Genomic DNA, 25184 nt, shown 5'->3' with positions numbered 1-25184 from the left:
GGTGGCGCGCGTGAACCGCGCTGCCCGTATCGACGACGTCCGCGTCCACGCCTGCCGCGTGCCGACCGACGCTGAGGAGTGCGACGGCACGCTGTGCTGGTCGGCGACCGAGCTGGTCATCGTCGAGCTGCGGGCGGGGACGACGACCGGCTTCGGCTACAGCTATACGCAGGCGCGGCCGGCGGCAACGCTGATCGTCGAAAAACTCGCCGAGCTCGTGCGCGGCGCCGACGCCCTCGACCTGCCGCAACTCTGGAAGGCGATGAATGCGGCGCTGCGCAATCTGGGCCGCCCCGGGCTCGGCATGATGGCGCTGGCAGCGGTCGACATCGCGCTCTGGGATCTGAAGGCGCGCCTGCTCGGTATCTCGCTGGCGCAGCTGTTCGGCCGCATGCGTGAATCGGTGCCCGTCTACGGCAGCGGCGGCTTTACCAACGAGGACGATGCGCAATTGCGCGCGCAACTCGGCGGCTGGGTCGATGCCGGCCTGCGTGCCGTCAAGCTGAAGATCGGCAGCCGGCCCGACGATGATCCGCGTCGTGTTGCGTTGGCACGCGAGACGGTCGGCTCGGACGTCGAGCTGATGGTCGATGCCAATGGCGCGTTCGACCGCTACGCCGCGCTGGCGATCGCGCATGAGCTGGCCGCGTCCAATGTCTGCTGGTTCGAAGAACCGGTGTCGTCGGACGATGTCGATGGCCTGCACTGGCTCGGCTTGCGCCTGCCGGTCGGCATGGCCGTCGCGGCCGGCGAGTATGGCTGGGACTGCCGCTATTTCCGGCATCTGCTCGAGAATCGTGCCGTGGGCACCTTGCAGGCCGATGCGACGCGCTGCGGCTATACCGGTTTTCTGCAGGCGGCGGCGCTGTGCGACAGCTTTCTGGTACCGCTGTCCGCGCACTGTGCGCCAGCGCTGCATGTGCCGGTCTGCGCTGCGGTGCCGCGCCTGCGGCATCTTGAATATTTCCACGACCACAGCCGCATCGAGCAGATGCTGTTCGACGGCCTGCCGCCGCTGCGCGATGGCGCGCTGTGGCCCGACCCCGATGCGCCCGGCCACGGCCTGCACCTGCGCACCGCGGAGATCGCCCGTCATGGCTGCTGACGCGTCTGCCGCCGTCGCATCGCGACCGGCACCGCCGGCTTTCGCCCGCGCGCAGGCCGTGGCACTGGCGGCCGAACTGCGTCGCACGACCGGCGCCGATGTCCGCTTCGATGGCGGCAGCCGCGCACTGTATGCCGCCGACGGTTCGATCTACCGGCAGGTGCCGATCGGTGTCGTCGTGCCGCGCACAGTCGAAGACGTCATCGCCACGGTCGCGGCCTGCAGCGCGCACGACGCACCGGTGCTGATGCGTGGCGGCGGCACCAGCCTCGCCGGCCAGTGCTGCAATGTCGCGGTCGTCATCGACTGCTCGAAACATCTGAACGGCATCGTCGCCCTCGATCCGCAGACGCGTCGCGCGCGCGTACAGCCGGGCTGCGTGCTCGACACGCTGCGCGATGCCGCCGAGCGCTACCATCTGACGTTCGGACCTGATCCGGCCACGCACGCGCACAACACGCTCGGCGGCATGGTCGGTAACGACTCCTGCGGCGTGCATTCGGTGATGGCGGGCCGCACCGTCGACAACGTCCACACCCTCGACATCGTCACCTACGACGGTCTGCGCATGACCGTCGGCCCGACCTCCGACGCCGAATACGAGACGATCGTCGCCGGCGGCGGTCGGCGTGCGGAGATCTATCAGGCCTTGCGCGCGCTGGGAGACCGCTACGCCGCGCTGATCCGGGCGCGCTATCCGCAGATCCCGCGCCGTGTCTCCGGCTATGCGCTCGACGAACTGCTGCCCGAAAACGGCTTCAACGTCGCGCGCGCGCTGGTCGGCGCCGAAGGCAGTTGTGTGACCGTGCTCGAAGCCGAACTGCGGCTGGTCGAATCGCCACGCGCGCGCAGCCTGCTGGTGCTCGGCTATCCGGACGTCTTTCATGCCGGCGATCACGTGCCAGTGATTCTCGAGCACGGTCCGATCGGCCTCGAAGGCATCGACGGCCTGCTCGTCGAATTCATGAAACGCAAGCACCTGCATCCGCGCAACCGCGCGCTGCTGCCGCCCGGCGACGGCTGGTTGCTGGTCGAGTTCGGCGGTGTCGACAAGCAGGAGTCGGATGCCAAGGCCCGCAGGCTGATGGCACGTCTCGAAGGCGACGGCGATGCGCCGGCTATGAAATTGTTCGACGATCTGCGCGAGGAAGAACTGCTGTGGAAAGTCCGCGAGTCCGGACTCGGCGCAACGGCCTTCGTACCCGGCGAACCCGACACCCATCCCGGCTGGGAGGATGCCGCCGTGCCACCGGCGCAGGTCGGCGCCTACCTGCGCGACTTCAAGGCGCTGCTGTCGCGCTACGGCTACCGCGCCGCGCTGTACGGCCACTTCGGCGACGGCTGCATTCATTGCCGTATCGATTTCGATCTTGCATCGACGAACGGCGTCGCCACCTGGCGCGCGTTCATGAACGACGCCGCCGATCTGGTCGTCGGCTACGGCGGTTCGCTGTCCGGCGAGCACGGCGACGGCCAGGTTCGCGCCAATCTGCTGCCGAAGATGTACGGCCCGGAACTGATGCAGGCGTTCCGCGAGTTCAAGGCAATCTGGGATCCCCGGCAGCGGATGAACCCCGGCAAGAAGATCGACGCCTACCCCGTCGATGCCGACCTTCGCAACGGGCCGGACCTGCATCTGCCGCTGCCCGCGACACAGTTCGCCTATCCGGACGACGCGCACAGCTTCGGTCATGCGGTGAATCGCTGCGTCGGCGTCGGCAACTGCCGCAATCCGCGCGGCGGCGTCATGTGTCCGAGCTATCGCGGCACGCGCGACGAGCAGTATTCGACGCGTGGCCGCGCACGCCTGTTGTTCGAGATGATTCGCGGCGGACCGATCGCCGACGGCTTCCGCAGCCGGGCCGTGCACGACGCGCTCGACCTCTGCCTCGCCTGCAAGGGCTGCAAGCGCGACTGCCCGGTCAACGTGGACATGGCCACGTACAAGGCCGAATTCATGTCGCGTCACTATCGCCGCCGCCTGCGGCCACGCGCGGCCTACGCGATGGGCCTGATCTGGTGGTGGAGCCGTGCGGCGGCAAAGCTGCCGCGACTCGCGAACTTCCTCTTGCACGCACCGCTCGTCGGCCGCCTCGCCAAGGGGCTGGCCGGCATTGCGCCGCAACGCACGATGCCGCGCTACGCCCAGGAAACCTTCGCGCACTGGTTCGCCCGGCGTGAAGCACCGCCACTGCCGGCCGACGCCCGTGAAGTCGTGCTCTGGCCGGACACCTGGAACAACTACTTCCATCCCGAACCGCTGCGCGCCGCAGTACGCGTGCTCGAAGCGGCCGGGTGCCGGGTGCGGCTGCCGTCCCGGTCGCTGTGCTGCCAGCGACCGCTGTACGCCGAGGGCATGCTCGATCTCGCCCGGCGCGAACTGACGCGCGTGCTCGACACCTTGGCCGATGATCTCGCGCGCGGCGTTGCCGTCGTCGGCCTCGAACCGTCCTGCATCGCCAGCTTCCGTGACGAATTGCCGCAGCTGTTCCCCGGCGACGGTCGCGCGCGCCGCTTGGCCGACAACAGCTTCCTCCTCAGCGAGTTTCTCGATCGTGCGCATTACCAACCGCCGCCGTTGCCGCGGCGCCTGATCGTGCAGGCGCACTGCCATCATCACGCGTCGCTCGATGTCGAGGCCGAGAAGCGGCAGTTGCAGAAGCTCGGCGCGACGGTCGACTGGCTCGATGCCGGCTGCTGCGGCATGGCCGGCAGTTTCGGCTTTCGCGCCAGCAGCCATGTCTTGTCGCAGACGATCGGCGAGCAGCAGCTACTGCCGGCAATTCGTGCGGCCGACGCCGACACCGTGATCGTCGCCAACGGCTTTTCCTGCCGTGAGCAGATCCTGCAGGGCACCGGCCGTGTCGCACTCGGTTTCGCCGAGGTTCTCGATCTCGCCCTGCGCGAGCAGATGCCGGAAACCCGAACGAGAGGAGCAACGCAATGAGCATCGGCAAGACGGCCTGGGCGATTCCCGAGGGCTTCCTGCCCGACTTCGGGCCGCATCCGGACGACCGCAAGCTGCGCAGCCACGAGGCGGCCTGCATCCTCAATGCCAATGCTTGCGACGCGCACGTGACGCTGACGATCTTCTTCGGCGACCGCGAGCCGGCCGGCCCGTACCGCATCACGGTGCCGGCGCGGCGTACCTTGCACCTGCGCTTCGACGACCTGCGCGAGCCCGAGGCGATCCCGCGCAACACCGACTACGCGAGCGTGTTCGAGGCCGACGTGCCAGTCGTCATCCAGCACACGCGCCTCGACGCAAGGCCCGGCGAGCGCGCGCTGCTCAGCACCCTCGCCTTCGGTGCGGAGGCGTAGTGGACCTCCTGCACGCGGTGCTCGACGCACTGTCACTGTCCGGACGCATGTTCTGGCAGATGTTCTGGGGCCTGAATCTCGGCTTCGCGCTGTCGGCCGTCATCGAAGTGATGATCTCCAAGGACCAGATGTCGCGCCTGATGCCCGACGCCGGCGCGGCGAGCATCGCGCGCGCCAGCCTGTTCGGCGCCGTGTCGTCGTCGTGCTCGTACGCGGCGGTCGCGATGGCGCGCGCGGTGGTGCGCAAGGGCGGCGACTTCACGGCGGCGATGTGCTTCCAGTTCGCGGCGACCAATCTCGTCATCGAGCTCGGCGTGCTGATGTGGGTCATGCTCGGTTGGCCGTTCGCCGCCGCCGACTTTGCCGGCGGCATCGTCATGATCGTGCTGGTCGCCGGCGGCCTGCGCCTGTTCGTCTCCGAGCGCTTGCGGCGTGACGCCGTCCATCACGCCAAGGGCGACGCGCGCGGGGCGATGGAAGGCCACGCGGCGATGGCGATGGGCAAGCAGCAAGGCAGCTGGCGCGACCGGCTGGGTTCGCGGCAAGGCTGGATCGCCGTCAGTCACAATTACGTGATGAACTGGAGCATGGTCTGGAAGGACATCGCGATCGGTCTGCTGGTCGCCGGCGCGCTCGGCAGCTGGGTGCCGAAGGATGCCTGGCAACTCGTGTTTCTCCAGGATCACGGCTGGCTGACCGCCGTCTGGGGCGCCGCGATCGGGCCGCTGATCGCACTGGTCGCGTTCACCTGTTCGGTCGGCAATGTGCCGCTGGCGGCGGTGTTGTGGAACGGCGGCATCGGTTTCGGCGGCGTCATCGCCTTCATCTTCGGCGACCTCATCATCCCGCCGCTGCTGAACATCTATCGCAAGTACTACGGCGGCCGCACGACCTGGCGGCTGCTCGTGGTGTTCTATCTGGCGATGGTGCTGGCGGCGCTGATCGTCGAGGGTCTGTTCAGCCTGCTCGGCGCGATTCCCGAGCCCGGTCATGTGAAGGTCGCACAGACCGCGATCGAGCTCGACTACACCGCCGTGCTCAACCTGCTGCTCGGCGGCGCCGGTCTGACGCTGGCGATCGTCTTCGCGCGCAGCGGCGGCCCGGCGATGATGCGCAGGATGTGAATGCCGCTGCGGCGCCGATCGATCGCGATGCTGGTTCAGGCCGATGGCGAATGTCTGCGATTTCAGGCCGCCGCTTCCGGAAATACCCTTTGCAGATGCCATTCGAGCGTCGGCAGCGGCAGCGCGCCGCAGCCCAGGACGGCGCTGTGGAAATCGCGGAAGCTGAACTGTTCCTTGAGTCGGGTCTGCACCTGCTGTCGCATGCGCAGAATTTCCTCGTCGCCGAGCTTGTACGCCAGCGACTGCGCGGGAATTCCGCAGGCGTAGCGCAAGGTGTCGGATTCGATCTCGCCCTCCGCGCACATCGTGTGCTCGCGCATGTACTGCCGGGCTTGCTCCCAGCTCCAGCCCAGCACGTTCATGCCGGTATCGACGACGAGGCGACAGGTGAGAAACGCGTCTTGCGACAGGCGCCCGTAGCGATCGTACGGATCATCGTAGAGGCCCATTTCGCCAGCCAGTGTCGCGGCGTATTCCGCCCAGCCTTCGTTGAACGCGTTGACCACGCAGGTGCGTCGAAACTCGGACAGGTGCGGATTGCTCATCTGCGAGGTCAGATGCAGATGATGCCCCGGCACCAGTTCGTGGAACACCAGCGAGGCCGCCGCGATGACCGCCTGGCTGTCGAGCTTGGAACCGTTGTAGTAGTACAAGCCGCGCTTTTCGTTGCCGACCGGACGCGAGTAGTAACCCCAGGTCATGCCGCTCTCCAGCGCCGCCGGCAGCCGCTCGAGGTCGCATTGCCAATCCGAACGCCGGGCGAAAAATTCGTCGAAGCGCGCCTCGACGCGATCCTTGTGTCTTCGCATCTTCGCGCCGATGTCGTCGGCCGAAGTCGCAATCGCGCCGGGCTGCCGGCGCAGGTGCACGGCGAACGCGGCTTCGGTGCCGGTAAACCCGAGCTGCTTTCGAACCTCCCCCATCTCGGCCTGGATGCGTGCCATGCGCGCGTGCCCCGCCGCATGAACCTGCTCCGCGGTCAGATCCAGGGTCGTGTGCATGCGCAACAGATCGGCGTAAACCGCCGCCCCGCCCGGCAGCTTGTCCATGCCGACGCCGTCCGGCGCCAGCGATTCGTAGCGCTCGTCGAGCTGGACGATCAGTGCATCGAAGGCCGGCAGGATCAGGTGGTCCATGCGGCGCCGGATTTCCGCGGCGAGCGCGTCGGCGTTCGACAGCGCGGCCAGTCGCGCCGCGTTGACCGGATAGCTCGCGGCCGCCGTATCCCGCAAGCCCGCCAGCAGCGTGCGCACGCCGGGCAGCTGCGGTTTGTGGATGCGAATGCCGCGCGCGGCCTGACCTGCCGTGCGCGCATGAATCTGTGCGAGGAAATGCGCCACATCGCTCAGCAGCAGCAGATAGCGATCGCCGTCGCCATCGCGTCGAAATGCGAACTCGCTCAAGGCGGCCCTGAGCTCGTTGAAGACAAAGCCGCCGGTGTAGGCGGTCTGCACGAAGGGACCGTAGAAGGTGTTTTCCATCACGTCGATCGCGAGCCAGTAGCGGTCGGCATCCTGGCTCCAGGCCTGTGCGAAAAACCGCGCGAGCTTTGCGGTCAGCGCGTACTCGTGTGGCAGTCGCCCGTCATCGACATCGCGAAGCAGATCGAGAATGTCACGGCCCATGGCGGCCCGCCGCTGCGCGCCTTCGAAGCTGACATCCGGCAGGCATCCGTCGATCGGCTTGCCATGCGCGCTTCGCCAGAAAATGCAGTTGGAGATGACGGAGGTAGCGAGCACGGCAGCCTTGTCGACCGCGACCAGCGACTGTTCCAGAATCCCGGGTTCGTACAGCGGCATCACACCACTCCTGCTGCGGATTGGAATCGCCGCATCAGCGGCTGAAGTACGCCGAAATGGTGTCGAAGATGCGGCGCCGGGCGTCGGGGTGCGAGTAGGCCGAGTGCCCGTACGAGAAGTAGTGGAAGCGCGCATCCGGATTGCGATCCGCCAGCACCAGGGCAAACGGCGCCTGGGCGTCGTAGACGCCGCAGAAGAAGTCCAGCGGCACCGGGATCGCGTAGTAGTCGACGCCCCAGTCGGAAACGGCCCACTCGAGTTCGGCCAGGAGCGCGCGCTTCTGCGAGCGTTCCATCACCTGCCATTGAAGATCACCGACGTCGGCCTCGATGCCCGGCGGCGGTCCCATCAGGTCCAGGCGGCTGAAGCGGCCGGCGTCCGCGACGTGCTGCGCCTTCAGTCTGCGAATCCTGGCGATCGACCTCTTCGCCAGCCCGGGCAGCGCCCAGGGAGCGTACCTCATGGCGCGATAGCCCCAGGCGACGGTGCGCGAACTCACGCTCCTGGCCAGCGGATCGAACCAGGGCACGGTCGGGTTGATCGGCACCGCGCCGAGCACCCGTTCCGGCATTGCCGCGGCGACGGCCAGCGTCACCATGCCGCCGTTGGATTCACCGAGGCACGCGAACCGGTCCACCCGCAGGTGCGCCAGCAGTTCGCGCAAGTCGTCCGCGTAGGCCGCGACCTTGCGGCCCGGCCGCAAGGTCGATGCACCGGCGCCCGGGCGATCGGTCGCGATCAAGCGGATGCCGTTGGCGACGGCCTCGCGATGAAAGAGTCCGGCTTCGAGGCTGAAGCTGCCGCCGCCATGAAAGTACAGGACCGGCCTGCCGTCGGGCACGCCGAATTCCTGCCAGGACAAGGTCCTGCCGTCGTCCAGCAGCATCGACTGGCGCGGTGGATCGATCAGGGCGACGGACTCCACTACTGCATCACCCGGCGCGGCGTGATCGGAAATGGCGCGGCGACAGGTACCGCCGCCGACATCAAATGCGCGACGAAATAATCCCAGGTGCGTACCGCGGTGTACGGATTGAGCGACTGGCTCGCGGTCGGATGCGTCTTGTTCGGCAGCATCAGCGCGTCGTAGGGCTTGCCAGCCTGGATCAGCGCTTCGATCAGCCGATACGCCTGCGCCGGCGGCACGTTCTCGTCGGCATCGCCCCAGACGATCAGCAGCTTGCCGCCCAGGCCCTTGGCCATCTGCGTCACATCGAGCGACGCCCATGACTCCGGCTTGTCGCCGGGCCGGGAGCGAATGACGCTGCCGTCGGCATAGATTCCGAGGCCGATGGACGATTCGAAGCCCGAATACAGCGCGCCGTAGTCGTAGACGCCGGCGCCGGAGACGCAGACCTTGTAGAACTCGCCATGCGTGAGAATGGCCTGCGCACTGAAGGTGCCGCCCCACGACCAGCCGTGAATGCCGACGCGGCGCAGGTCGAGTTCGGGCTTCTGCGCCGCGAGCTGGCGGATCGCCGCGACGTGATCGGCAATGCCGATCTCGGTAAAGCGCGGCACGCCGGCATCGCGAAAAGCATTGCCGCGGCCCGGCGTGCCACGGCCGTCAACGATCACGACGCCGAAACCGAGCCGCGCCATCGCCATGCGATTGGTCGGATTCGAGGCGGTTGCGGCATCGACATAGTTGCGCGGCGCCACGTAAACCTGCGGTCCGCCGTAGCAGGCGTCGACGATCGGATGCACGCCATCGCCGCGGATGTGGACCGGCGGGTAGTACACGACCGGAATGCCGGTTTCGCCGTCGTCGGCCTTGAGCAGGCGCCGCGTTGGCGGAACGTAGCCGGCTTCGAGCAGGGACGACACATCGGCGCGCTGCAGCTCGGCGATCAGCGTACCGTCGGTCAGCGAACGCAGCAGCGTCACCGGCGAAGCGGATACGGTCGAGCAGGTATCGATGAACACGCCGGCCTGCGGTCTGATCTTCGCCGGCGCGTCCGGCACGCCGAACAGCATCTTGAACATCGGCGCGGCATCGGGGGCGAACGTGTGATCCGCGTGCAGCTCGCCGCCGGTGAGCAGGCGCAGGTCCGAGCCGTCGAGGCCGACGCGGTACAGATGACGGTAGTACGGATCGACACCGGGCTCGCGTCCGCCCGCGGTGAAGTAGAGCGTGCGCCGCGTTTCATCGACATGGTGGATATCGAACAGCATCCAGTCGCCGCCCGTGATCTGCCCGAGCAATTCGCCGGACTGCGCATCGTAGCGATACAGATGCCCCCAGCCGGAACGATCGGAATACCAGATGGCTTCCGCGCCATCGCCGATGACCTGCACGTTCGGCAGGTTGTACATCAGCGTGTTCGGCTCGTAGCGACAGGTCGTGCCCTGCTCCTCGATCACGACCGTCACGGCGCCATTGGTCAGATCCACCCGCAGCAGCATGCCGCTGGTCCAGCCCTCGGTCGCGACGAGGATGAACACCTGCTTGCGCACGACCGACCAGCCGACGATGCCGTTGCCGAGCAGAAAGGCCGGCGAGCTGCCGAGCGGCAGCTGCAGTCGGCAGCGTTCGCCGCTGTCGAGATCGAACGCAAACCAGTCGGTGACCATCTGCGCCGGGTCGCCGGCGAACGCGCGACGGATTTCATGCACGATAGGACGCAGGCTGCCATCGGTTGGTACCTGCTCGATGAAGGGTTCGATACCCAGCCGCCGCTCGTCGAATCGCGGACAGATGAAGTAACGGCCATCCGGCGAAAACGCCGCGCCGTAGGGCGGCAGCACGGCGCGACTCTTCTTCAGCGGAATGTTCTGCAGCGACGCGTCCGGCAGCTTGCCGTAGCTGAAATACGGTTCGCCGTCGTCGGTCATCCGGTATTCGCGCCCCGTGGCGATTTCGACGAGCACGAGATTGTCGCCGTCGCGGCGCACCCCGCGCGTGCCCGCAGGCGAAATCAGCATGCCTGCCCCGGATGATTTCGGGTTGGTGATCTCGACCGCATGCCGGCGCAGATCCACGCGCAGCGGCTTGCCGTTGGCGATCGCCGTCAGGGTCCGCTCGTCGGCGTCGATGCGAACATTCTGCAGGCCGAGCCTTTCGGCCGTCGGCGGCGTCTCAGGCTGCAGCGCCGCATTCAGGGCGTCGGCGACGGCCGGATGATCGAACAGCGGCCGGGTGCTGCCGTCGCTGGTGTCGACCACGACAAAGCGTGAACCGTCGACGGTCTGCTGCTGGTACCAGAAGCGGCCGCTGTCGCCCAGCCAATGCGGATTGATGTCGGCGTTTCTGATCAGGCCGGCGGCGTTCGCTTCAATCAGGCCGGCGGCGGCAGCGTAATCGGCAGCGTCGGGTTGCGGCGTGGCAATCGGATCCGTCATCGAATGGGCCTTTGTGAAAGCATGGAATGAAATGCGTGCTAGAAATTGCCGCTCAGGCGCAGCACCAGCGACCGCGGCGCGATGTAGTCGTACGTGTCGCCGGCCGGTGCCGGATTGGTGGTGATGTTGCTGAAGCCGCGCTTGTCCGTGAGGTTCGCCAGCGTGACGCTCAGCTGCGGCCAGTAACTGCCCTCATCCGGCGTGGCAAACAGGTTCACGTCCCAGGTCTGGTAGCCGAACACCCGCGCCGTGCAGGTGATGGTGTTGCAGGCATCACCGAGATAGGTGTGGCGCACCGAGGCACCGAGCTGCCAGGACAGCACCGGCTGCACATAAGCCAGTGTGGTCGAGGTCTGCCAGCGTGGCGCGAGCGGCCAGGGCGAGCCGACCGGCACCACAGTGCCGTCACCGGCGGTGAACGCTGCGGTCGTCCGAGTGCGGTTCCAGCTGGCCGCGACATCGAGCGACAAGCCGTCGAGGAACGGCGGCAGATAGCTCAACGACACTTCCGCGCCCTTGCCGCGCGCGCCGCCGACGTTGTCCAGGTAGCCGATCGAGACCGGCGGCGATGTCATCTGGTAAACCTGTGCGTTCTTCCAGTCGAGCAGGTAGATCGACGCGTCGGCGATCAGCGCATGCCGGAACCAGTCGCTGCGCACGCCCAACTCGTAGTTCCACAGCGAATCGGACTTGTAGGTCTCGGGAATTTTCGTGGTCGGCGTCGACGACGCCAGCTGCGGACCGCCGAAGCGGAAACCGCGCGACGCCGTGAAATAGAAGCGCAGGTCCTTGCTCGGGTGATACACGATCGATGCCTTCGGACTGATGCCGTTTTCGGACGCGTCGCCGGAATGCTCCCCGGCCATCAGGTTGTTCTGCAGGGCGTAGATCAAGCCGGCGAACGACACCGTGCCGGTGGTACGAATGCGATAGGCGCGCGCGCCCAGCGTCGCTTCCCAATGCTCGCCGAATTCGCGCGTCAGTTCGCCGAACAGCGCCTGCTCCTGAAGTTCGAGATCGCCGAGCAGTTGTGCGATATCGAGCTGGCCGCTCAACTTGCCGGCGTTGCCCGGGCACGGATTCGCAAGCAGGCCATTGAGGATTTCCGGGACCGGGAGCGTCGGCAGATCCTGGGCAGCCCCGGCCTCGGCACAGTCGTAGAGATTCATGTCGTAGTAGAACGCGCCGGCGAGCCACTTCCACGGACCGTCGTCGGGCGCCGAGACGGCACGCAGTTCCTGGATCACGCTCTTGCTGTGGTTATCGTCGGCACCGGACAGCAGCGGCAGTTGACCACCAACCGCCCTGGACGCCTCGAGGAAGATGTTGAAGTTCTTCTGCACATACGAGGTCTGGGAGATCACGTCGCCCCAGTCGAAGTCGCGCTCGATGGCCAGATTGCCGAGCACGTAGCGCGATTCGCCGGGGCTGGGCCTGGGCGAATTGCCGTGTTCCAGCCGCCCGTCCGGATTGTCCGCGTAGCTCAGGTCGTAGTCGTCGGTGCGCTGCATGGCGCCCATCAGCGAGATTTTCCAGCGCTCGTCCGGCTGCCATGCCAGGATGCCGCGCAAGCCGTACTGCAAGGCCGAATTCACGTCGCGCCGATCATTGTAGGTATCGTCGACATAGCCCGGCTGGTCACGGTGAAAGCCGACCAGGCGCAGCGCCGCGGTGTTGTCGGCGAACGGGACATTGATCATCGCGCCGTAGTTCCAGCCGCTGTCGCCATTGCCCGGATAAGAGGCGAACTGGGTGTAGTACTTGACGTGGAAGCGATCCAGCTCCGGCGCTTCCGGCACATAGCGGATCATGCCGTTGAGGCCGGTGCCGCCGAACAAGGTTCCCTGCGGTCCCTTGAGCACCTCGACGGTCGCGATGTCGAAGGGATTCGGATCGAGCTGCACCTTCGGCGCAAACGGATCGGAGAACGGAATGTCGCCGATCAGCGTGCCGGTGGTGAGGTTCGTGCCCGTCCCCGCCGAGATGCCGCGGATCGTCACGCGTTTCGGCGTGCCGCCGGTGCCCTCGTCGGTGAGGTTGACGCCCGGCACCATCGCGACGATCTGCTCGATGTTCTGCACGCCTTCGCGTTCCAGCTTTTCGCCGGACAGCACGGCGATCGTCGCGGGGATCTCGCGCACCGGCTGCGCGCGCTTGGTGGCGGTGACCACGACCTCGGCAATCTGCGCATCGTTTGTCGCCGGCTCCTCCGTTGCGGGCGTGGTGACGGTCTGCGCCGACGGCACGGCAATCACGTCCAGGTTCGCATCGGGCGCCGTCGGTGCGGCCGCAGTCGAAGCGGCGCCGGTCGACGCTGCTGCACCGCCATCGTCCGCGGTCGCGGGCCCCGGCTGCGGCCCCTGTTCGGCGACTGGCGCAGGCGCGGCGTCCTGTGCCCAGGCCACCGACGACAGCATCACGGCGACGAGCAACAGGCTCGATCCTGCAAAGCGGTGCGATTTCATCACTTCCTGCTCCTGCTGCTGGCCGGCTTGCGGCCCTTTTTCGCGATCGAAAGCTCCGGCAACACCAGATCGACGAGGTCGTCGAGCCAGCGATCGGCTATCGGCTGCATGGCGGCATTGGCCGAGGGTTTGCCGGTCGACGACTTGCGCCGTTTGCCGGCGGAGTCCGGTTCGAGCAGCCGTTCGCCTTCGACGATCAGAAGTACCGTCCCGACAAGGGCGCCGAGCGCGAGATGCAGCGTCCGCTGGTTCGGCACGTGCGGCAGCAAAGCCCGGTTCCACGCATCGGAAATCTCGCGAAAAATTCCGGACGCCGCGGATCCCGGCCTGGACAGCACCACGCCCGGGTGCAGGCGCAACAGGCGCTGCGCGGCGTGCAGATAGGCCAGCAGTTCCTGGCGCAGCGCCGGCACCGACGAGGAATGCGGCAGCGGCAACTGGCTCGTCAGACGGTGCACCGCCATTTTCTCGATGTCCTCGACCGCGCCGACATAGGTGTACAGCGCCGAGTGCGTGATGCCCAGCTCGTCGGCGAGCGCGCGGATCGTCAGCGCCTTGTAGCCGTCGCGTCCCATGACGCGCAACGCGGCTTCGACGAGCAGCTCGTCGGAGTACTTGCGCGGCCGTCCCCGCGGATTTCGCTGCATCGAAACGTCTGCCCGCTCGCGCTGAGTTCCCACTCCGCTCTCCCGTCCGAAATCATCCCGGCAGTCCATTGGAAGACATTTACTTTCCAAGTGGTCTGTATTTCATGTAATGTACATACAGATGTGTATGATGGCAACACGTGAAAGCCCGGATGGCGTGCAGGTAGGCGAATCGAGGTCGGACCAAGGCGTGAACCGGCACCGGATTGGCTGCGCCGTGCTCGGGACCCGTCTTCGCTTCGGCGGCACCGAGCCGCAGCGTCCGGAGCGGATCGCTGTCACCGTCGTGCGTGCGTGATCACGTCGCCTTGATCAAGGCGTCACAGGTTTTCGAGGGAGCCGGCATGAGCATCAAGATCCTGAAAAACTGCGTCATCTTCGATGGCAGCAACGAGGCGCTGATCGAAGGGGGCAGCGTCGTGATCGAAGGAGACCGGATTCGTGAGGTCGCCGCCGGCGAAGCGAAGATTCCGGACGCCGCGGTGATCGACATGGGCGGCCGTTTCGTCATGCCCGGGCTGCTCGACGCGCACTTCCACGCCTACAGCATCTCGCTGAACATGTCCCTCGTCGACAACATGACGATGCCGCTGAAGGTTGCCCACGCCGCGCGTCTGCTCAGGGGCACCCTGCACCGCGGCTATACAACGGTGCGCGACCCGGGCGGCGGCGAGGTCGGCCTGCATCTGGCCATCAGCCAGGGCTTGTTCGAAGGCCCGCGCCTCTACTACGGCGGCAAGGCCCTGTCGCAGACCGGCGGCCACGGCGACATGCGTCAGGCCGACCACGCCGAGAGCCCCTGCGGCTGCTCCGCGAACAACACGTTCTCCGAGGTCGTCGATGGCGTCGACAATGTGCGCAAGTTCTGCCGCAATGAACTGCGCAAGGGTGCCGACCACATCAAGCTGTTCATTTCCGGCGGCGTCTCCTCGCCCACCGATCCGATCTGGATGCCGCAGTACACCGACGCGGAAATCGAGGCAGCAGTCCACGAGGCCGGCAGCCGGCGCAAGTACGTGATGGCGCACTGCCACACCGACGACGGCGCGCGCCGATGCCTGCAGCACGGCATCCGCTCCATCGATCACTGCACGCTCATCACCGAGGACACCGCCAGGCTGATCGCGGCAGCGGACGGCAGAACCTACGCGGTGCCGACGATCGCCGTGCTGGAGCAGGTCATGCGCCATGGCCCGGAGCTGGGCCTGTTCGGCGAGAGCCTGGAGAAGCTCGGGATCGCCCATGCCGGCGCCTATCGATCGCTGGAGTACCTGCAGCGCGCCGGCGCACGCGTCGGCATGGGCACGGATCTGTTCGAGGAGCGATTCCATCCAATGCAGAGTCTGGAATTCAGTTTCCGCTCGGAAATCTTCAAGCCGATCGAACTGCTGCGCTCGGCGACCAGCATCAACGCCGAGATCATGCAGAAAAGCGGCGTGGTCGGCAGCATTGCGCCGGGCGCCTATGCCGACCTCATCGCCGTCGACCGGAATCCGCTGCGCGACATTCACGTCATGGCCAGGCCCGACGAGCACTTCTCGATGATCATGAAGGGCGGCGACTTCGTTCGTAACCGGATTTGAGATAGAGCCTTGCGCTACTCCGCACTTTCACTTGCGATCAACGCCCTGAGCGGACATCGCCATTGGCGGCCCCTGTGGCGCAATCCCAGCCCGAAGTCGTCCTACGACGTCGTCATCGTCGGCGGTGGCGGCCACGGCCTCGCCACCGCGTACTACCTCGCGAAGAATCACGGGATCACCAATGTCGCAGTGCTCGAAAAGGGCTGGATCGGCGGCGGCAACACCGGTCGCAACACGACTGTCGTGCGCTCCAACTACTTTTACCCGGAGTCTGCCGCGTTCTACGAGAAGTCGCTGCAGTTGTGGGAAGGTCTGAGCCGGGAGCTGAATTACAACGTCATGCTGTCGCAGCGCGGACAAGTGACGCTCGCGCACGACCGCCATCAGGTCGAGATGTCGCGTCGCCTGCTGAACGCGATGAAGCTCAACGGCATCGACGGCGAGTGGCTGTCGCCCGACGAGGTGCGTCGACGCGAGCCCCTGTTGCGAATGGATGGCCGCTTTCCGGTTCTTGGCGGACTGGTGCAGAACCGCGCCGGATCGGCACGTCACGATGCCGTTGCCTGGGGATATGCACGCGGCGCGGACCGGCACGGCGTCGACATCATCCAGGGCTGCGCCGTGACGGGCTTCATCATGAACGGCAACCGCGTCAGCGGCGTGCGCAGCAGCCGCGGCGACATCGCTGCGGCCCGCGTCTGCCTTTCGGTTGCCGGACACACGAGCCGGTTGGCGGCGATGGCCGGGCTGCGCCTGCCGATCACCAGCTATGCGCTTCAGGCCTTCGTTTCGGAACCGATCAAACCTTCGCTCAACACGCTGGTGCTGTCGCCGTCCACCGGCATCTACATCAGCCAGACCGACAAGGGCGAAGTGCTGATCGGGGGCGCGCTCGACCTGTATCCGTCGTATGCGCAGCGAGGCAACTTTCATACGATCGAAACCGTCACGGCCGGCATGCTGGCACTGTTCCCGGCATTCTCCCGCCTGCGCTTCATGCGTCAGTGGGCCGGGATTTGCGACGTGGTGAAGGACTCCTCGCCGATCCTGGGCCCCTCGCCGATCGATGGTCTCTATCTCAACTGCGGGTTCGGCACCGGCGGCTTCAAGGCGACGCCGGCCGGCGGGTACACGATGGCCCACACCCTGGCGACCGGCAAGTGCCACCCGCTGATCGAGCCGTTCGGACTCGAACGTTTCAGTTCCGGCGCCCTGATCGACGAGGCCGGCGCATCGGGAATCGCGCATTGAGGTCCACGTCGAAAAACACGCTCGGCGGCATCGCACTGTTCTGCTTCGGTGTCCTGCTGTTCGCCTGCATGGACACGACCACCAAGTACCTTGCGGCGCGCTATCCGGCACCGATGGTCGTGGCGCTTCGCTATATCGTGCAATGCCTGCTGATGCTTGTGCTCCTGTATCCCTCGCAGGGGCGCAGGCTGTTCCAGACGCAACGCACCGACCTCGTCCTGATCCGGGCCGGCTGTCTCGCCGTCGCCTCGATGTGCCTGACTTTGGCACTGCAACGAATGCCGGTGGCCGAGAGCACGGCCATCGTGTTTCTGTCGCCGATGCTGGTCGTGCTCATGGCCGGCCCGGTATTGCGGGAATACGTGACCCGGTTCGGCCTGATGGCCGCGGTCGCCGGCTTTGTCGGCGTGTTGCTGATCGCACGCCCGGGCGCCGGCCTCGATGCGGTGGGCGTGCTGCTGGCCATTTGCGCTGCGACCGCCAACGCGGTCTACCAGTTGCTGTCGCGTGTGCTGGCCACGACCGAGCGCACGATCGCCTTGCTGTTCTATACGGCTCTGGTCGGTGCCGTCGGCTACGGCGCCTTGTTGCCGTGGTTCTGGACGGGCCCGCTGCCGCCGCTCACGCATCTGGCGCTGTTCTGCAGCACCGGTGTCCTCGGGGGCGTCGGCCATTTCCTGTTCACCGCGGCGCATCGCCATACCGCAGCCTCGGCGCTGGCTCCCTTGCAGTACGCCCAGCTGGTGTGGGCCAGCTTTCTCGGATGGCTGGTGTTCGGTCACATCCCCGATGGCCCCGGCGTTCTGGGAATGATGATCGTGGCGGTTTCGGGGGGCGCCGTCGCCATGAGGTCACGGCTCGCCGCGCGGACTCTGGAGCAGGCCGCGGCCAATTGATCGGCGCCTGCGCACGCCAGCGGATCGATCACGACTCCGCGCGGGCCCGGCAGCTTCGGCGCATCCGATCGAGTACACGGTCCACCGACCAGCACGGTCACATGGCAGTTCCGCCGGAAATCAGGACGACATCGCGGCCGCATCGGTCAGGACACCGGCCGGCTTTCGCGCTGCTGCGCCGGTCGCTGTTGGACGACACCGCTGTTCATTTATACTTCGCGGCGGCCTGCCTGGCCACCGGTGATTGGTGAACAGCGGGCACCCTCATGGTGCTCATGCTGCACACGCCGCGGCCACCTCGGGCAAGCCCGGCCATTGGCGAAGAACGCTCACGCCGCAAACAGAAGCGCGAATACGGAGTCGACATGAACGATAAGCAGCACGAGTTTGAAAAGCACGATTTCTTCCGCAGCGATCGCTTCGTGAACGATCCTTACCCCTATTTCGATTACCTCCGGGCGCAGTCGCCGGTGCTGCGCGAGCCGCATCAGGGCATCTTCATGGTCACCGGCTACGACGAAGCCCTCGAGATCTACAACGATCCCGATCGCTTCTCCTCGTGCATGTCGACCACCGGTCCGTTCGCCGGCTGCCCGATTCCGCTGAAGGGCAAGGAAAACGAGGACATTTCCGGGCTGATCGAGGCCTGGCGCGACAAGACGCCGTTCTACGATCAGCTGCCGACGATGGACCCGCCGACGCACACGAATCATCGCGCCCTGCTGATGGCGCTGATCACGCCCAAGCGCCTCAAGGAAAACGAGGAGTTCATGTGGAAGCTGGCCGATCAGCAGATCGACACCTTCATCGACAAGGGCGAGTGCGAAATCATGGACGCCTTCGCCCAGCCTTTCGCCGTACTCGTGGTCTCCGACCTGCTCGGCGTGCCGGCCGAGGATCGCATCAAGTTCCGCCAGCAGCTGATCCGCAACGAACGCGAACAGGCCACCATCGGCGGCACCGAGGATCGCGACGCTCACCACTCGCCGCTGGAGTGGCTGTACAGCACCTTCTCGGCGTACATCGAAGACCGTCGCGTCCACCCGACCAGCGATGTGCTGACGGGTCTGGCGAAGGCCACCTTCCCCGACAAGTCGGTGCCGACGCCGCTCGATGTCGCGCGCATCGCCGCCAACCTGTTCGCCGCCGGGCAGGAAACCACGGTGCGACTGCTCAGCTACGCCTTCCAGGTTGTCGGTGATCGCCCCGACCTGCAGAAGCGCCTGCGCGAAGATCGCAGTCTCATTCCAAATTTCGTCGAGGAATGCCTGCGCTTCGAAGGCCCGGTCAAGGGCGACTTCCGTCTGGCGAAGAAACCGACGCAGGTCGGCGGCGTCGACATTCCGGCCGGCAGCTTCCTGTACATCGCCAACAGCGCCGCCAACCGCGATGCGCGCAAGTTCGAAAACCCGGGCGAGTTCCAGCTCAATCGTGCCGACGCGCGCCTGAACGTCGCCTTCGGCCGCGGCCGCCACACCTGCCCGGGCGCACCGCTGGCCCGCGCCGAAGCGGTCGTCGCGCTGAACCGCATGTTCGACCGCACCCGCGACATCCGCATCAACGAGAAAGTCCACGGACCGGCCGGCGCGCGCCGCTACGGTTATCTGCCGACCTTCATCCTGCGCGGCTTGACGCACCTCGCACTGGAATTCGATCCGGTATCGGGAGGCGCGAAGTGAAAGTCCGTGTCGACGCCGGGGTCTGTGCCGGCTTCAGCGCCTGTCTGGGCGTCTGCCCAGAGGTGTTCGAGTTGCACGACGAAGGTTATGCCGTGGCGCGGGTCGGCGACGTGCCGAAGGAACTCGAAGAGGCGGTGCGTCAGGCAGCCGCGCAATGTCCGTCGGGCGCGATCAGCGTGAGCGAAGACTGAGCTGCCGGAAAAACCGGCTGCACGACGGCGAAACACACCCCCGCGAACCGGCGCCGAAGCGCGGCTTCGCTGGGGCTTTTCATTTCCAGACCGCGCGCGCAACCCGCAGGTTGTTGCCGCCGAGAAAGCCTTCCAGCTCGGCATCGCTCCAGCCGCCGGCCAGCAGGGCCTCGGCAATCGCCGGGATGCGATCGGGCTCGATCATCCTGATGCCGGCCGCGTATCCCAGTGCCGGCGGGAAGATCTGCGGATTGCCGGTCACGAAGTCGTCCAGTTCCCTGCGATCGAAAACGTAGTCGAGCCCGATGCCGACGTGCTCCGCACCGACGAGGTCGGCGACGTAGCGCACATGACGCACGTAGGTGTCGGTGGAGTTGTCGTTGCCACCGAGGAACAGGCCGATGCCATTGATGTTGATCACGCCGCCGGTGGCGGCGCAGGCGCGGATCAGTTCATCCGGGATATTGCGGGGGTGATCATGCAGGGCGCGCGGATTGGAGTGTGAAAAGATCACCGGTTGTTCCATGTACGCCATGGCCTCGCGTACGGTGCGGGCGCCGGTATGGGTGCAGCAGAGCACCATGCCGACGCGCTTCATCACATCGAGCACGCGGCGCCCCTGTGCGGTAAGCCCGGTGTCCTCCTCCTGGCAGCCGCCACCCAGGCGATTGCCGACGTTGTAGGCCAGCAACATCCAGCGCACGCCGAGTGCGTAGAGCCGTGCCACGGCTTCCGGATCGTCCTGTACCGGAATGCCGCCTTCCATGTCGAAGAACACGGCCAGCTTGCCTTCGCGTTTTGCCTGCAGGATGTCGGCGACGCTGCTGCCGATCAGATACGCGTCCGGTCGGCACGCCAGCCAGCTGCGGAACGCCGCCAGCATCTCGAAAGGTCGCAGGATGGCGTCGCAATCGCAGCTCACGTTGAGCACGACGACGGTGGCACCCCCTGCCCTGTGCCGCTCGAGCTGCGGCAGAAAATCATGATCGTCCGGACGCAGCGGCATGCAGGCATGGTTGTCCCAGACGATGCTGCGGCGGAGTACATCGGTCACCGGCGTGCTCACTGGAAGTCGAAGGACAGGCGCAGGGCGAACGTGCGTGGACGGATGAAAATGTACGACGGTGTTTCCGGGCCGCCGGTCAGGCCGGAAACGCCCGTGAACGTGCCGCGGCCGACGACGCCGCGCCTGTCGAGCACATTGGTCACGTCGAAGCTGAGTGCCGGCGATCCGGCGAGGTCGGGGCGCGCGAGACTGAGCCCGAGATTGAGTGCGCTGTAGTCGAATATCGTGTGGTCGTGAAGAATCGTGTCGTAGGCGCGGCTGGTATAGGTGTCGGCGATCGAACCGCCGACCAGCCAGGAACCGAACGGGTGCTCGTACGACACGGTGCCGGCGAGCTGCCAGTGCGGGCTGTTCGGCATCACGGTGCCGGACGGCACTTCCGAACCGTCCTCTGCCGTGTACGGCGTCGCGGTCAGGGCGCTCGAGTAGCCGGCGGCGAGATTCAGAATCAGGCCGTCCAGCGGTGTCGCATAGATCAGCGAGCTTTCCACACCGCGGCTGCGGACCTTGCCGACATTCGAGACGTAGGTGGTGTCGATGACCAGATTGTCGTTCTTTTCCACGAACTGCGCGTTGTTCCAGTCCAGGTCATAGAAGACCACATCGGCCTGCAGGCTGCGATGCAGCCAGTCGGTGCGGATGCCGATTTCCCGGTTCCACAGGCTGCTGGACTTGAACGACGGCGGCACTGGCGGGCCGGTCAGCGGATTGTCGAACGGCAGACCCGAGACGTTGGTGTTGATGCCGCCGAACTGGAAGCCGCGCGCAAGTGTCGCATAGACCATGAATGACCTGGACGGCTTGTAGGACAGCGATATTTTGGGGCTGATGCCTTTGTCGTGTTGATCGATTTCGGCATCCGGGACGATGGTGCCGACCAGGCCACCCGCCACGGCGGTGCCGGAAATCCGGGTCTTGTAGAAACGCGCGCCGGCAGTCAGCTCCCAGTCGTCGAACAGGGTGCGCGTCAACTCGCCGTACAGCGACGTTTCCCGGGCTTCGGGCGCGATCTGGACGGTACCGTACGACAGGCCCCGCGGCCCCAGGATCTGATCGAGTATGGGCAGCGGCGGCAGCGGCAGCGCAGTCCCCAGAAAATACGCGTCCGTCGAAACATCGGCGTGGTAGTTCTGATAGAAGGCGCCCACGATCCAGCTCCAGTTGCCATCGTCCGGCGAAACCAGACGCAGCTCGTGAGTGGTTCCCTTGACCTTGGTTTTCGAGTAGGCCCGCAAATTCTGCAAACCCGCGGAACCGGTGAAGAGCGTGCTGTCCAGATCGGAAAGTGCGTCCTTGTGCTGCAGGGAACTCTGCAGGACGACGGTACCGGCAGCGCCGGTGTCGTAGCGGGCATCGATGCTCGCCAGATCGAAACCGGTCTCGATGCTGCTCGGGCCCGGATGCTCGTTGTTGGTCAGCTCGCCGTTCGAGTTGTCGACATCGAGCACGTCGTCCTTTTTGCTGTGCTGCTTGAGGTACATCAGGTTCACGTCGAGCCGGTCAGTCGGCTGCCAGCGCAGGGCGCCACGGCCGCTCCACTTGCGGCGACTGTCGGCGTCCTTCTGGTCGCGTTGAAGATTGTCGATGTAGCCGGGCGTGTTCTGCAGCACGCCGGTCGCGCGAACGGCGAGGCTGTCGCCGATCGGCAGGTTGGCGGCCGCAGCATAGGTGCCGTTCATGCCGCCGTCGGTGATGCTCAGGGCTTCGCTGAAGCCGTGCAGCTCCCACTGGTCAAGCTGCGGCTTGTTCGGCACGTAGCGGATGGCGCCATTCAGCGCCGACGCACCGAAGTAGGTTCCCTGCGGGCCCTTCAGGATTTCCACGGTCTGCAGATCGAAAGGATCGAGATCCGGCGTCACGAAATTGGAGTAAGGGTCGGTCATCGGAATGTCGCCGATGAATTGCCCGACGGTCTGGTTGCCGGACACCCCGTTGACCTCGCTCGGGCCGACACCGCGCACGGTGATCTTGCGCCCGCCGGCATCGCCATTGCTGCCGTCCTGCATGGTGATGCCGGGAACCGTCGCGATGTAATCCTGGATGTCGCGTGCGCCGGTCTTTTCCAGCGTGTCGCCGGCGATCGCATTGATCGACACGGGAACGTCGCGTACCGATCTGGCTCGCTTGGTCGCGGTCACGATGATCTCCGTGATCGGTCCGGCCGACGCATCACCGGAATCGGCCGTTTCAGGCGGCGTCTCCGGCGCGGAAGACGGCACCGGAATCGTCGGCAGCGGCGCAGGGGACGCCGCCGTGTCGCCTTGCGATTCCTGCGCCGCATTCGCCGACGCTGGCACTGCCATGGCGGCATCGCGGTTCGGTGCGTCGCCGGTGGGTGCCGGCTCCTGCGCAAGGACCGGGTCCAGGACGCAGAAAAAGGAGAGAACGAGAACGGCGAGCATGGATGCTGCGCGACTGATGATCTTCATGTTCCGTAGCCTGGAATGCCGTGGTCGTGTCGTGCTCAGAAGCCGAGATGGCGTCGGAAGAACGCTGCCTGCTTGTTGTCCAGATAGTCCTGGTGCACGGAGCCGAAGCCATGAACCTGATCCGGCAACACGACGAATTCGTGGTCCTTGCCGGCGCGGATCAGCGCTTCGGTCATCTTGATGGCGTCGGGCCAGGTCGCGTGGTCGGCGGTGCCGCCGGCGATCATCAGCGGCCGATCGAGCCGCGGCGCCATCGCGAAGATGTCGGCCTTGCGGTATCCGTCCGGATTGGTCTGCGGAAAGCCGAGATAGCACTCGTAGAGCACGCAGGACAGCGGATCGAAGCCGGGCGCAAAGACCGTCGCGGCCTTGTAGACCTCCGGCTGATCGATGAGGCAGCGAAACCCGAAGTAAGCGCCCCAGCTGCCGCCGGTCACACCGACGCGATCGAGGTCGATGTAGGCATGCCGCTCCGCGAGCTGACGCAGCGCCGCGGCGTGATCGGCAGTCACCGTGCCCTGGAAATCCTCGGCAGCGGTATCGTGGAAAGCCTTGTTGCGCTCCGGCGTGCCGCGCGCGTCCAGCATGATCGCGATGCAGCCCAGCTGCGCCAGACGCATGCCGATGTTGGCGCGCCCGGGCAGCGCCGGGAAGCCGTGCTCGGCGATCGTGATCTGCGGACCGCCGTAGATCCATTCGATCACCGGATAGCGCTTGCCGGCATCGAAATCATGCGGCTTGTACATCACGCCCCAGAGCTCGGTCTCGCCGTCCGCCGCCTTGACGCAGAACTCTTCCGACGCGGTGTAGCCCACATCGACGAGCGGCGTGATGTCGGCACGCAGCAGTTCGGCGTTCAGCACGCTGCCGTCGACGCGACGCAGCGCCGTCACCGGCGGCGCACTGACCGACGAGTACGTGTCGAGAAAGGTTTCGCCATTCGGCGCGAAGCTGACGCGATGCACGCCCTCGCCTTCGGTCAGCTGCTCGACCGTTCCACCGCCGAGCGCAACGCGACAGAGATGCAGATCGTAAGGACGCTTCCGATCGCAGTGCGCGCTGAAGTAGACGTGACCGCCGATGACGCGTTCGACCGCGGTCACCGGCCAGTCGCCGGACGTCAGCTGCGCTTCGAGGCGGCCATCGAGATCGTACTGATAGAGGTGATTCCAGCCGTCGCGCTCCGACTGCCAGAGGAGATGGCGACCGTCCGGCGTCAAGCTGCAGCCGAGCTTGCGGTTGAAATAGATGTCGTGGTGAATGCGCACGAAGGTTTTGCCTTCTTCGCTGAACAGCTTGCGTACCGCGCCGGTGATCGCACTGGCGGCGAACACGTCGATCCGCCGACAATCGCGGCTCATCTGCAGCACGACCAGTTCCGAGCCATCCGGCAGCCAGCCGACGAATACCGGATAGTGGTCGCGCGTATCGCCGAGCTGGATTTCCACGGGTGGATTGCCCATCACGTCGAGCACGAACAGGCGGTGACTTTCGAGGACGCCGCCTGCCTTCGGAAAGTAGTAGCGGCTGCTGTGCTCGAAGTTGCCGAGGTTGTGCATGGACAAAACCTCCGGCACGCCGCGGTTGTCAACCATGTAGGCCGCGACGTGCGTGCCCTGCGGCGACCAGTTCGTCACCGGCGGCATGCCCGGGAACGCCCAGTCGATCGTCCACTCGACTTCGCGCGTGCCGTCGGTCGTGAGCGCCTGCGTGCGACCGTCGTAGGCGGAACGCAGCGACACGTTGTAGTCCTGGATCGAGAGCAGGTTCCGGCCGTCCGGCGACATCACCTCGTAGGCATCGACCTGTCCGACCATCGGCAGCGATCGCTTGAACGTGCGCGGCGTCATGCGCGCCTCGGCCGACTGACCGAACATGGTGTCGATCATGTTCGGCGCCGGCGGACGAATCACGAGAAAGCGGTTGAGATCCAGCATGAATCGATCGGCGCCGATGGCAAAGGCAATCATGTCCGGCCCGACAAAACCGAAAGCCTCGAACGGCAGTCCGGCTCCCGGCGGCGTCACGCCGGTCGCCGCCTTGAGCGCGTCGCGAACGCGCTGCACATCGAGCAACGGCGTCTTGTCACCGCTGGTCAGATCCACTCGCCACGCCTGACGCGCGTCGGGCGCACCGGCAACGAAGCCCAGCGTCTTGCCGTCGCTACTCCATGCCGGGATCAGGTTTGCGTCGCGAACCAGCTTCGGCAAATCACGGTAGGCTTCAAGAACCGCTGCGCTCATCAAATTCTCCGGAGGCTTGTCACATACAATGCATGTCTGTATG

17 protein-coding genes are annotated in these 25184 nt (G+C 65.9%); 9 read left to right on the top strand and 8 right to left on the bottom strand.

The window, feature by feature from the left end; genetic code table 11:
- Nucleotides 1–10: 10 nt before the first annotated feature.
- From G7Y85_RS00840 to G7Y85_RS00825, 4 genes are read left to right on the top strand one after another with little or no spacing between them, the layout of a single operon-like run.
- Nucleotides 11–1105: an enolase C-terminal domain-like protein gene (locus G7Y85_RS00840; protein WP_206675454.1), complete on the top strand. Its 1095-nt coding sequence runs from the start codon at nucleotides 11–13 to the stop codon at nucleotides 1103–1105.
- Nucleotides 1095–4052, top strand: coding sequence for an FAD-binding and (Fe-S)-binding domain-containing protein (locus G7Y85_RS00835; RefSeq protein ID WP_206675453.1), 2958 nt, complete (start codon nucleotides 1095–1097; stop codon nucleotides 4050–4052). The genes G7Y85_RS00840 and G7Y85_RS00835 overlap by 11 nt, the downstream gene beginning before the upstream one ends.
- Nucleotides 4049–4426 carry a sensory rhodopsin transducer gene (locus G7Y85_RS00830; protein ID WP_166250719.1) on the top strand — a complete coding sequence of 126 codons (378 nt, stop codon included), beginning with the start codon at nucleotides 4049–4051 and terminating at the stop codon, nucleotides 4424–4426. The genes G7Y85_RS00835 and G7Y85_RS00830 overlap by 4 nt, the downstream gene beginning before the upstream one ends.
- Nucleotides 4426–5550: a permease gene (locus G7Y85_RS00825; RefSeq protein WP_174839724.1), complete on the top strand. Its 1125-nt coding sequence runs from the start codon at nucleotides 4426–4428 to the stop codon at nucleotides 5548–5550. The genes G7Y85_RS00830 and G7Y85_RS00825 overlap by 1 nt, the downstream gene beginning before the upstream one ends.
- 62 nt (nucleotides 5551–5612) lie before the next feature.
- On the opposite strand, the gene G7Y85_RS00820 is transcribed toward G7Y85_RS00825, so the two are convergent.
- Genes G7Y85_RS00820 through G7Y85_RS00800 form a run of 5 tightly spaced genes read right to left on the bottom strand, consistent with a single transcriptional unit; the run spans nucleotide 5613 to nucleotide 13803 of the window.
- Nucleotides 5613–7349 carry a DUF885 domain-containing protein gene (locus G7Y85_RS00820; RefSeq protein ID WP_166250718.1) on the bottom strand — a complete coding sequence of 579 codons (1737 nt, stop codon included), beginning with the start codon at nucleotides 7347–7349 and terminating at the stop codon, nucleotides 5613–5615.
- Nucleotides 7350–7383: 34 nt separating this feature from the next.
- The gene (locus G7Y85_RS00815; RefSeq protein ID WP_166250717.1) at nucleotides 7384–8274 is read right to left on the bottom strand and encodes an alpha/beta hydrolase; all 891 of its coding nucleotides are present in this window, start codon (nucleotides 8272–8274) and stop codon (nucleotides 7384–7386) included.
- Nucleotides 8274–10691, bottom strand: a complete 2418-nt coding sequence (locus G7Y85_RS00810; protein ID WP_166250716.1) for a S9 family peptidase — start codon at nucleotides 10689–10691, stop codon at nucleotides 8274–8276. Before G7Y85_RS00810 ends, G7Y85_RS00815 begins: the two co-directional genes overlap by 1 nt.
- Before the next feature lie 38 nt (nucleotides 10692–10729).
- Nucleotides 10730–13156 (bottom strand): TonB-dependent receptor, encoded by a 2427-nt coding sequence (locus G7Y85_RS00805; protein WP_166250715.1) that lies wholly within the window; start codon nucleotides 13154–13156, stop codon nucleotides 10730–10732.
- A complete protein-coding gene (locus tag G7Y85_RS00800) occupies nucleotides 13156–13803 on the bottom strand; it encodes a TetR/AcrR family transcriptional regulator (protein ID WP_166250714.1) in 648 nt (215 codons plus the stop codon). The genes G7Y85_RS00805 and G7Y85_RS00800 overlap by 1 nt, the downstream gene beginning before the upstream one ends.
- A gap of 344 nt (nucleotides 13804–14147) precedes the next feature.
- Here G7Y85_RS00800 and G7Y85_RS00795 point away from each other — a divergent pair, with 344 nt between their 5' ends.
- From G7Y85_RS00795 to G7Y85_RS20125, 5 genes are all read left to right on the top strand, one after another.
- Nucleotides 14148–15386: a metal-dependent hydrolase family protein gene (locus tag G7Y85_RS00795; RefSeq protein ID WP_166250713.1), complete on the top strand. Its 1239-nt coding sequence runs from the start codon at nucleotides 14148–14150 to the stop codon at nucleotides 15384–15386.
- Nucleotides 15387–15395: 9 nt separating this feature from the next.
- Nucleotides 15396–16637, top strand: coding sequence for a sarcosine oxidase subunit beta family protein (locus G7Y85_RS00790; protein WP_166250712.1), 1242 nt, complete (start codon nucleotides 15396–15398; stop codon nucleotides 16635–16637).
- On the top strand, nucleotides 16634–17533 hold the full coding sequence (locus tag G7Y85_RS00785) for a DMT family transporter (protein WP_206675452.1): 900 nt from the start codon (nucleotides 16634–16636) through the stop codon (nucleotides 17531–17533). The genes G7Y85_RS00790 and G7Y85_RS00785 overlap by 4 nt, the downstream gene beginning before the upstream one ends.
- A gap of 365 nt (nucleotides 17534–17898) precedes the next feature.
- Nucleotides 17899–19212, top strand: coding sequence for a cytochrome P450 (locus G7Y85_RS20130; protein ID WP_166250711.1), 1314 nt, complete (start codon nucleotides 17899–17901; stop codon nucleotides 19210–19212).
- Nucleotides 19209–19403, top strand: coding sequence for a ferredoxin (locus tag G7Y85_RS20125; RefSeq protein ID WP_166250710.1), 195 nt, complete (start codon nucleotides 19209–19211; stop codon nucleotides 19401–19403). Before G7Y85_RS20130 ends, G7Y85_RS20125 begins: the two co-directional genes overlap by 4 nt.
- Before the next feature lie 79 nt (nucleotides 19404–19482).
- On the opposite strand, the gene G7Y85_RS00770 is transcribed toward G7Y85_RS20125, so the two are convergent.
- From G7Y85_RS00770 to G7Y85_RS00760, 3 genes are all read right to left on the bottom strand, one after another.
- Nucleotides 19483–20457: a dipeptidase gene (locus G7Y85_RS00770; protein ID WP_166250709.1), complete on the bottom strand. Its 975-nt coding sequence runs from the start codon at nucleotides 20455–20457 to the stop codon at nucleotides 19483–19485.
- An 8-nt stretch (nucleotides 20458–20465) separates the two neighbouring features.
- The gene (locus G7Y85_RS00765; protein ID WP_166250708.1) at nucleotides 20466–22772 is read right to left on the bottom strand and encodes a TonB-dependent receptor; all 2307 of its coding nucleotides are present in this window, start codon (nucleotides 22770–22772) and stop codon (nucleotides 20466–20468) included.
- A 161-nt stretch (nucleotides 22773–22933) separates the two neighbouring features.
- On the bottom strand, nucleotides 22934–25141 hold the full coding sequence (locus tag G7Y85_RS00760; RefSeq protein WP_166250707.1) for a S9 family peptidase: 2208 nt from the start codon (nucleotides 25139–25141) through the stop codon (nucleotides 22934–22936).
- Nucleotides 25142–25184: the final 43 nt, after the last annotated feature.

This window comes from Solimonas terrae (assembly GCF_011067135.1).
In the GTDB taxonomy this organism is placed as follows: Bacteria; Pseudomonadota; Gammaproteobacteria; order Nevskiales; family Nevskiaceae; genus Solimonas; species Solimonas terrae.
The sequence above is the reverse complement of the archived record's forward strand: the minus strand, read 5'-3'. Positions and strand labels throughout refer to the sequence as shown.

What these genes read in the sequence shown, in the direction of transcription:
- G7Y85_RS00835 (WP_206675453.1), top strand. Translation starts at nt 1,095, where the DNA reads ATGGCTGCTGACGCGTCTGCCGCCGTCGCATCGCGACCGGCACCGCCG.
- G7Y85_RS00830 (WP_166250719.1), top strand. Translation starts at nt 4,049, where the DNA reads ATGAGCATCGGCAAGACGGCCTGGGCGATTCCCGAGGGCTTCCTGCCC.
- G7Y85_RS00820 (WP_166250718.1), bottom strand. Translation starts at nt 7,349, where the DNA reads ATGCCGCTGTACGAACCCGGGATTCTGGAACAGTCGCTGGTCGCGGTC.
- G7Y85_RS00810 (WP_166250716.1), bottom strand. Translation starts at nt 10,691, where the DNA reads ATGACGGATCCGATTGCCACGCCGCAACCCGACGCTGCCGATTACGCT.
- G7Y85_RS00805 (WP_166250715.1), bottom strand. Translation starts at nt 13,156, where the DNA reads ATGAAATCGCACCGCTTTGCAGGATCGAGCCTGTTGCTCGTCGCCGTG.
- G7Y85_RS00800 (WP_166250714.1), bottom strand. Translation starts at nt 13,803, where the DNA reads ATGCAGCGAAATCCGCGGGGACGGCCGCGCAAGTACTCCGACGAGCTG.
- G7Y85_RS00795 (WP_166250713.1), top strand. Translation starts at nt 14,148, where the DNA reads ATGAGCATCAAGATCCTGAAAAACTGCGTCATCTTCGATGGCAGCAAC.
- G7Y85_RS20130 (WP_166250711.1), top strand. Translation starts at nt 17,899, where the DNA reads ATGAACGATAAGCAGCACGAGTTTGAAAAGCACGATTTCTTCCGCAGC.
- G7Y85_RS00765 (WP_166250708.1), bottom strand. Translation starts at nt 22,772, where the DNA reads ATGGCAGTGCCAGCGTCGGCGAATGCGGCGCAGGAATCGCAAGGCGAC.
- G7Y85_RS00760 (WP_166250707.1), bottom strand. Translation starts at nt 25,141, where the DNA reads ATGAGCGCAGCGGTTCTTGAAGCCTACCGTGATTTGCCGAAGCTGGTT.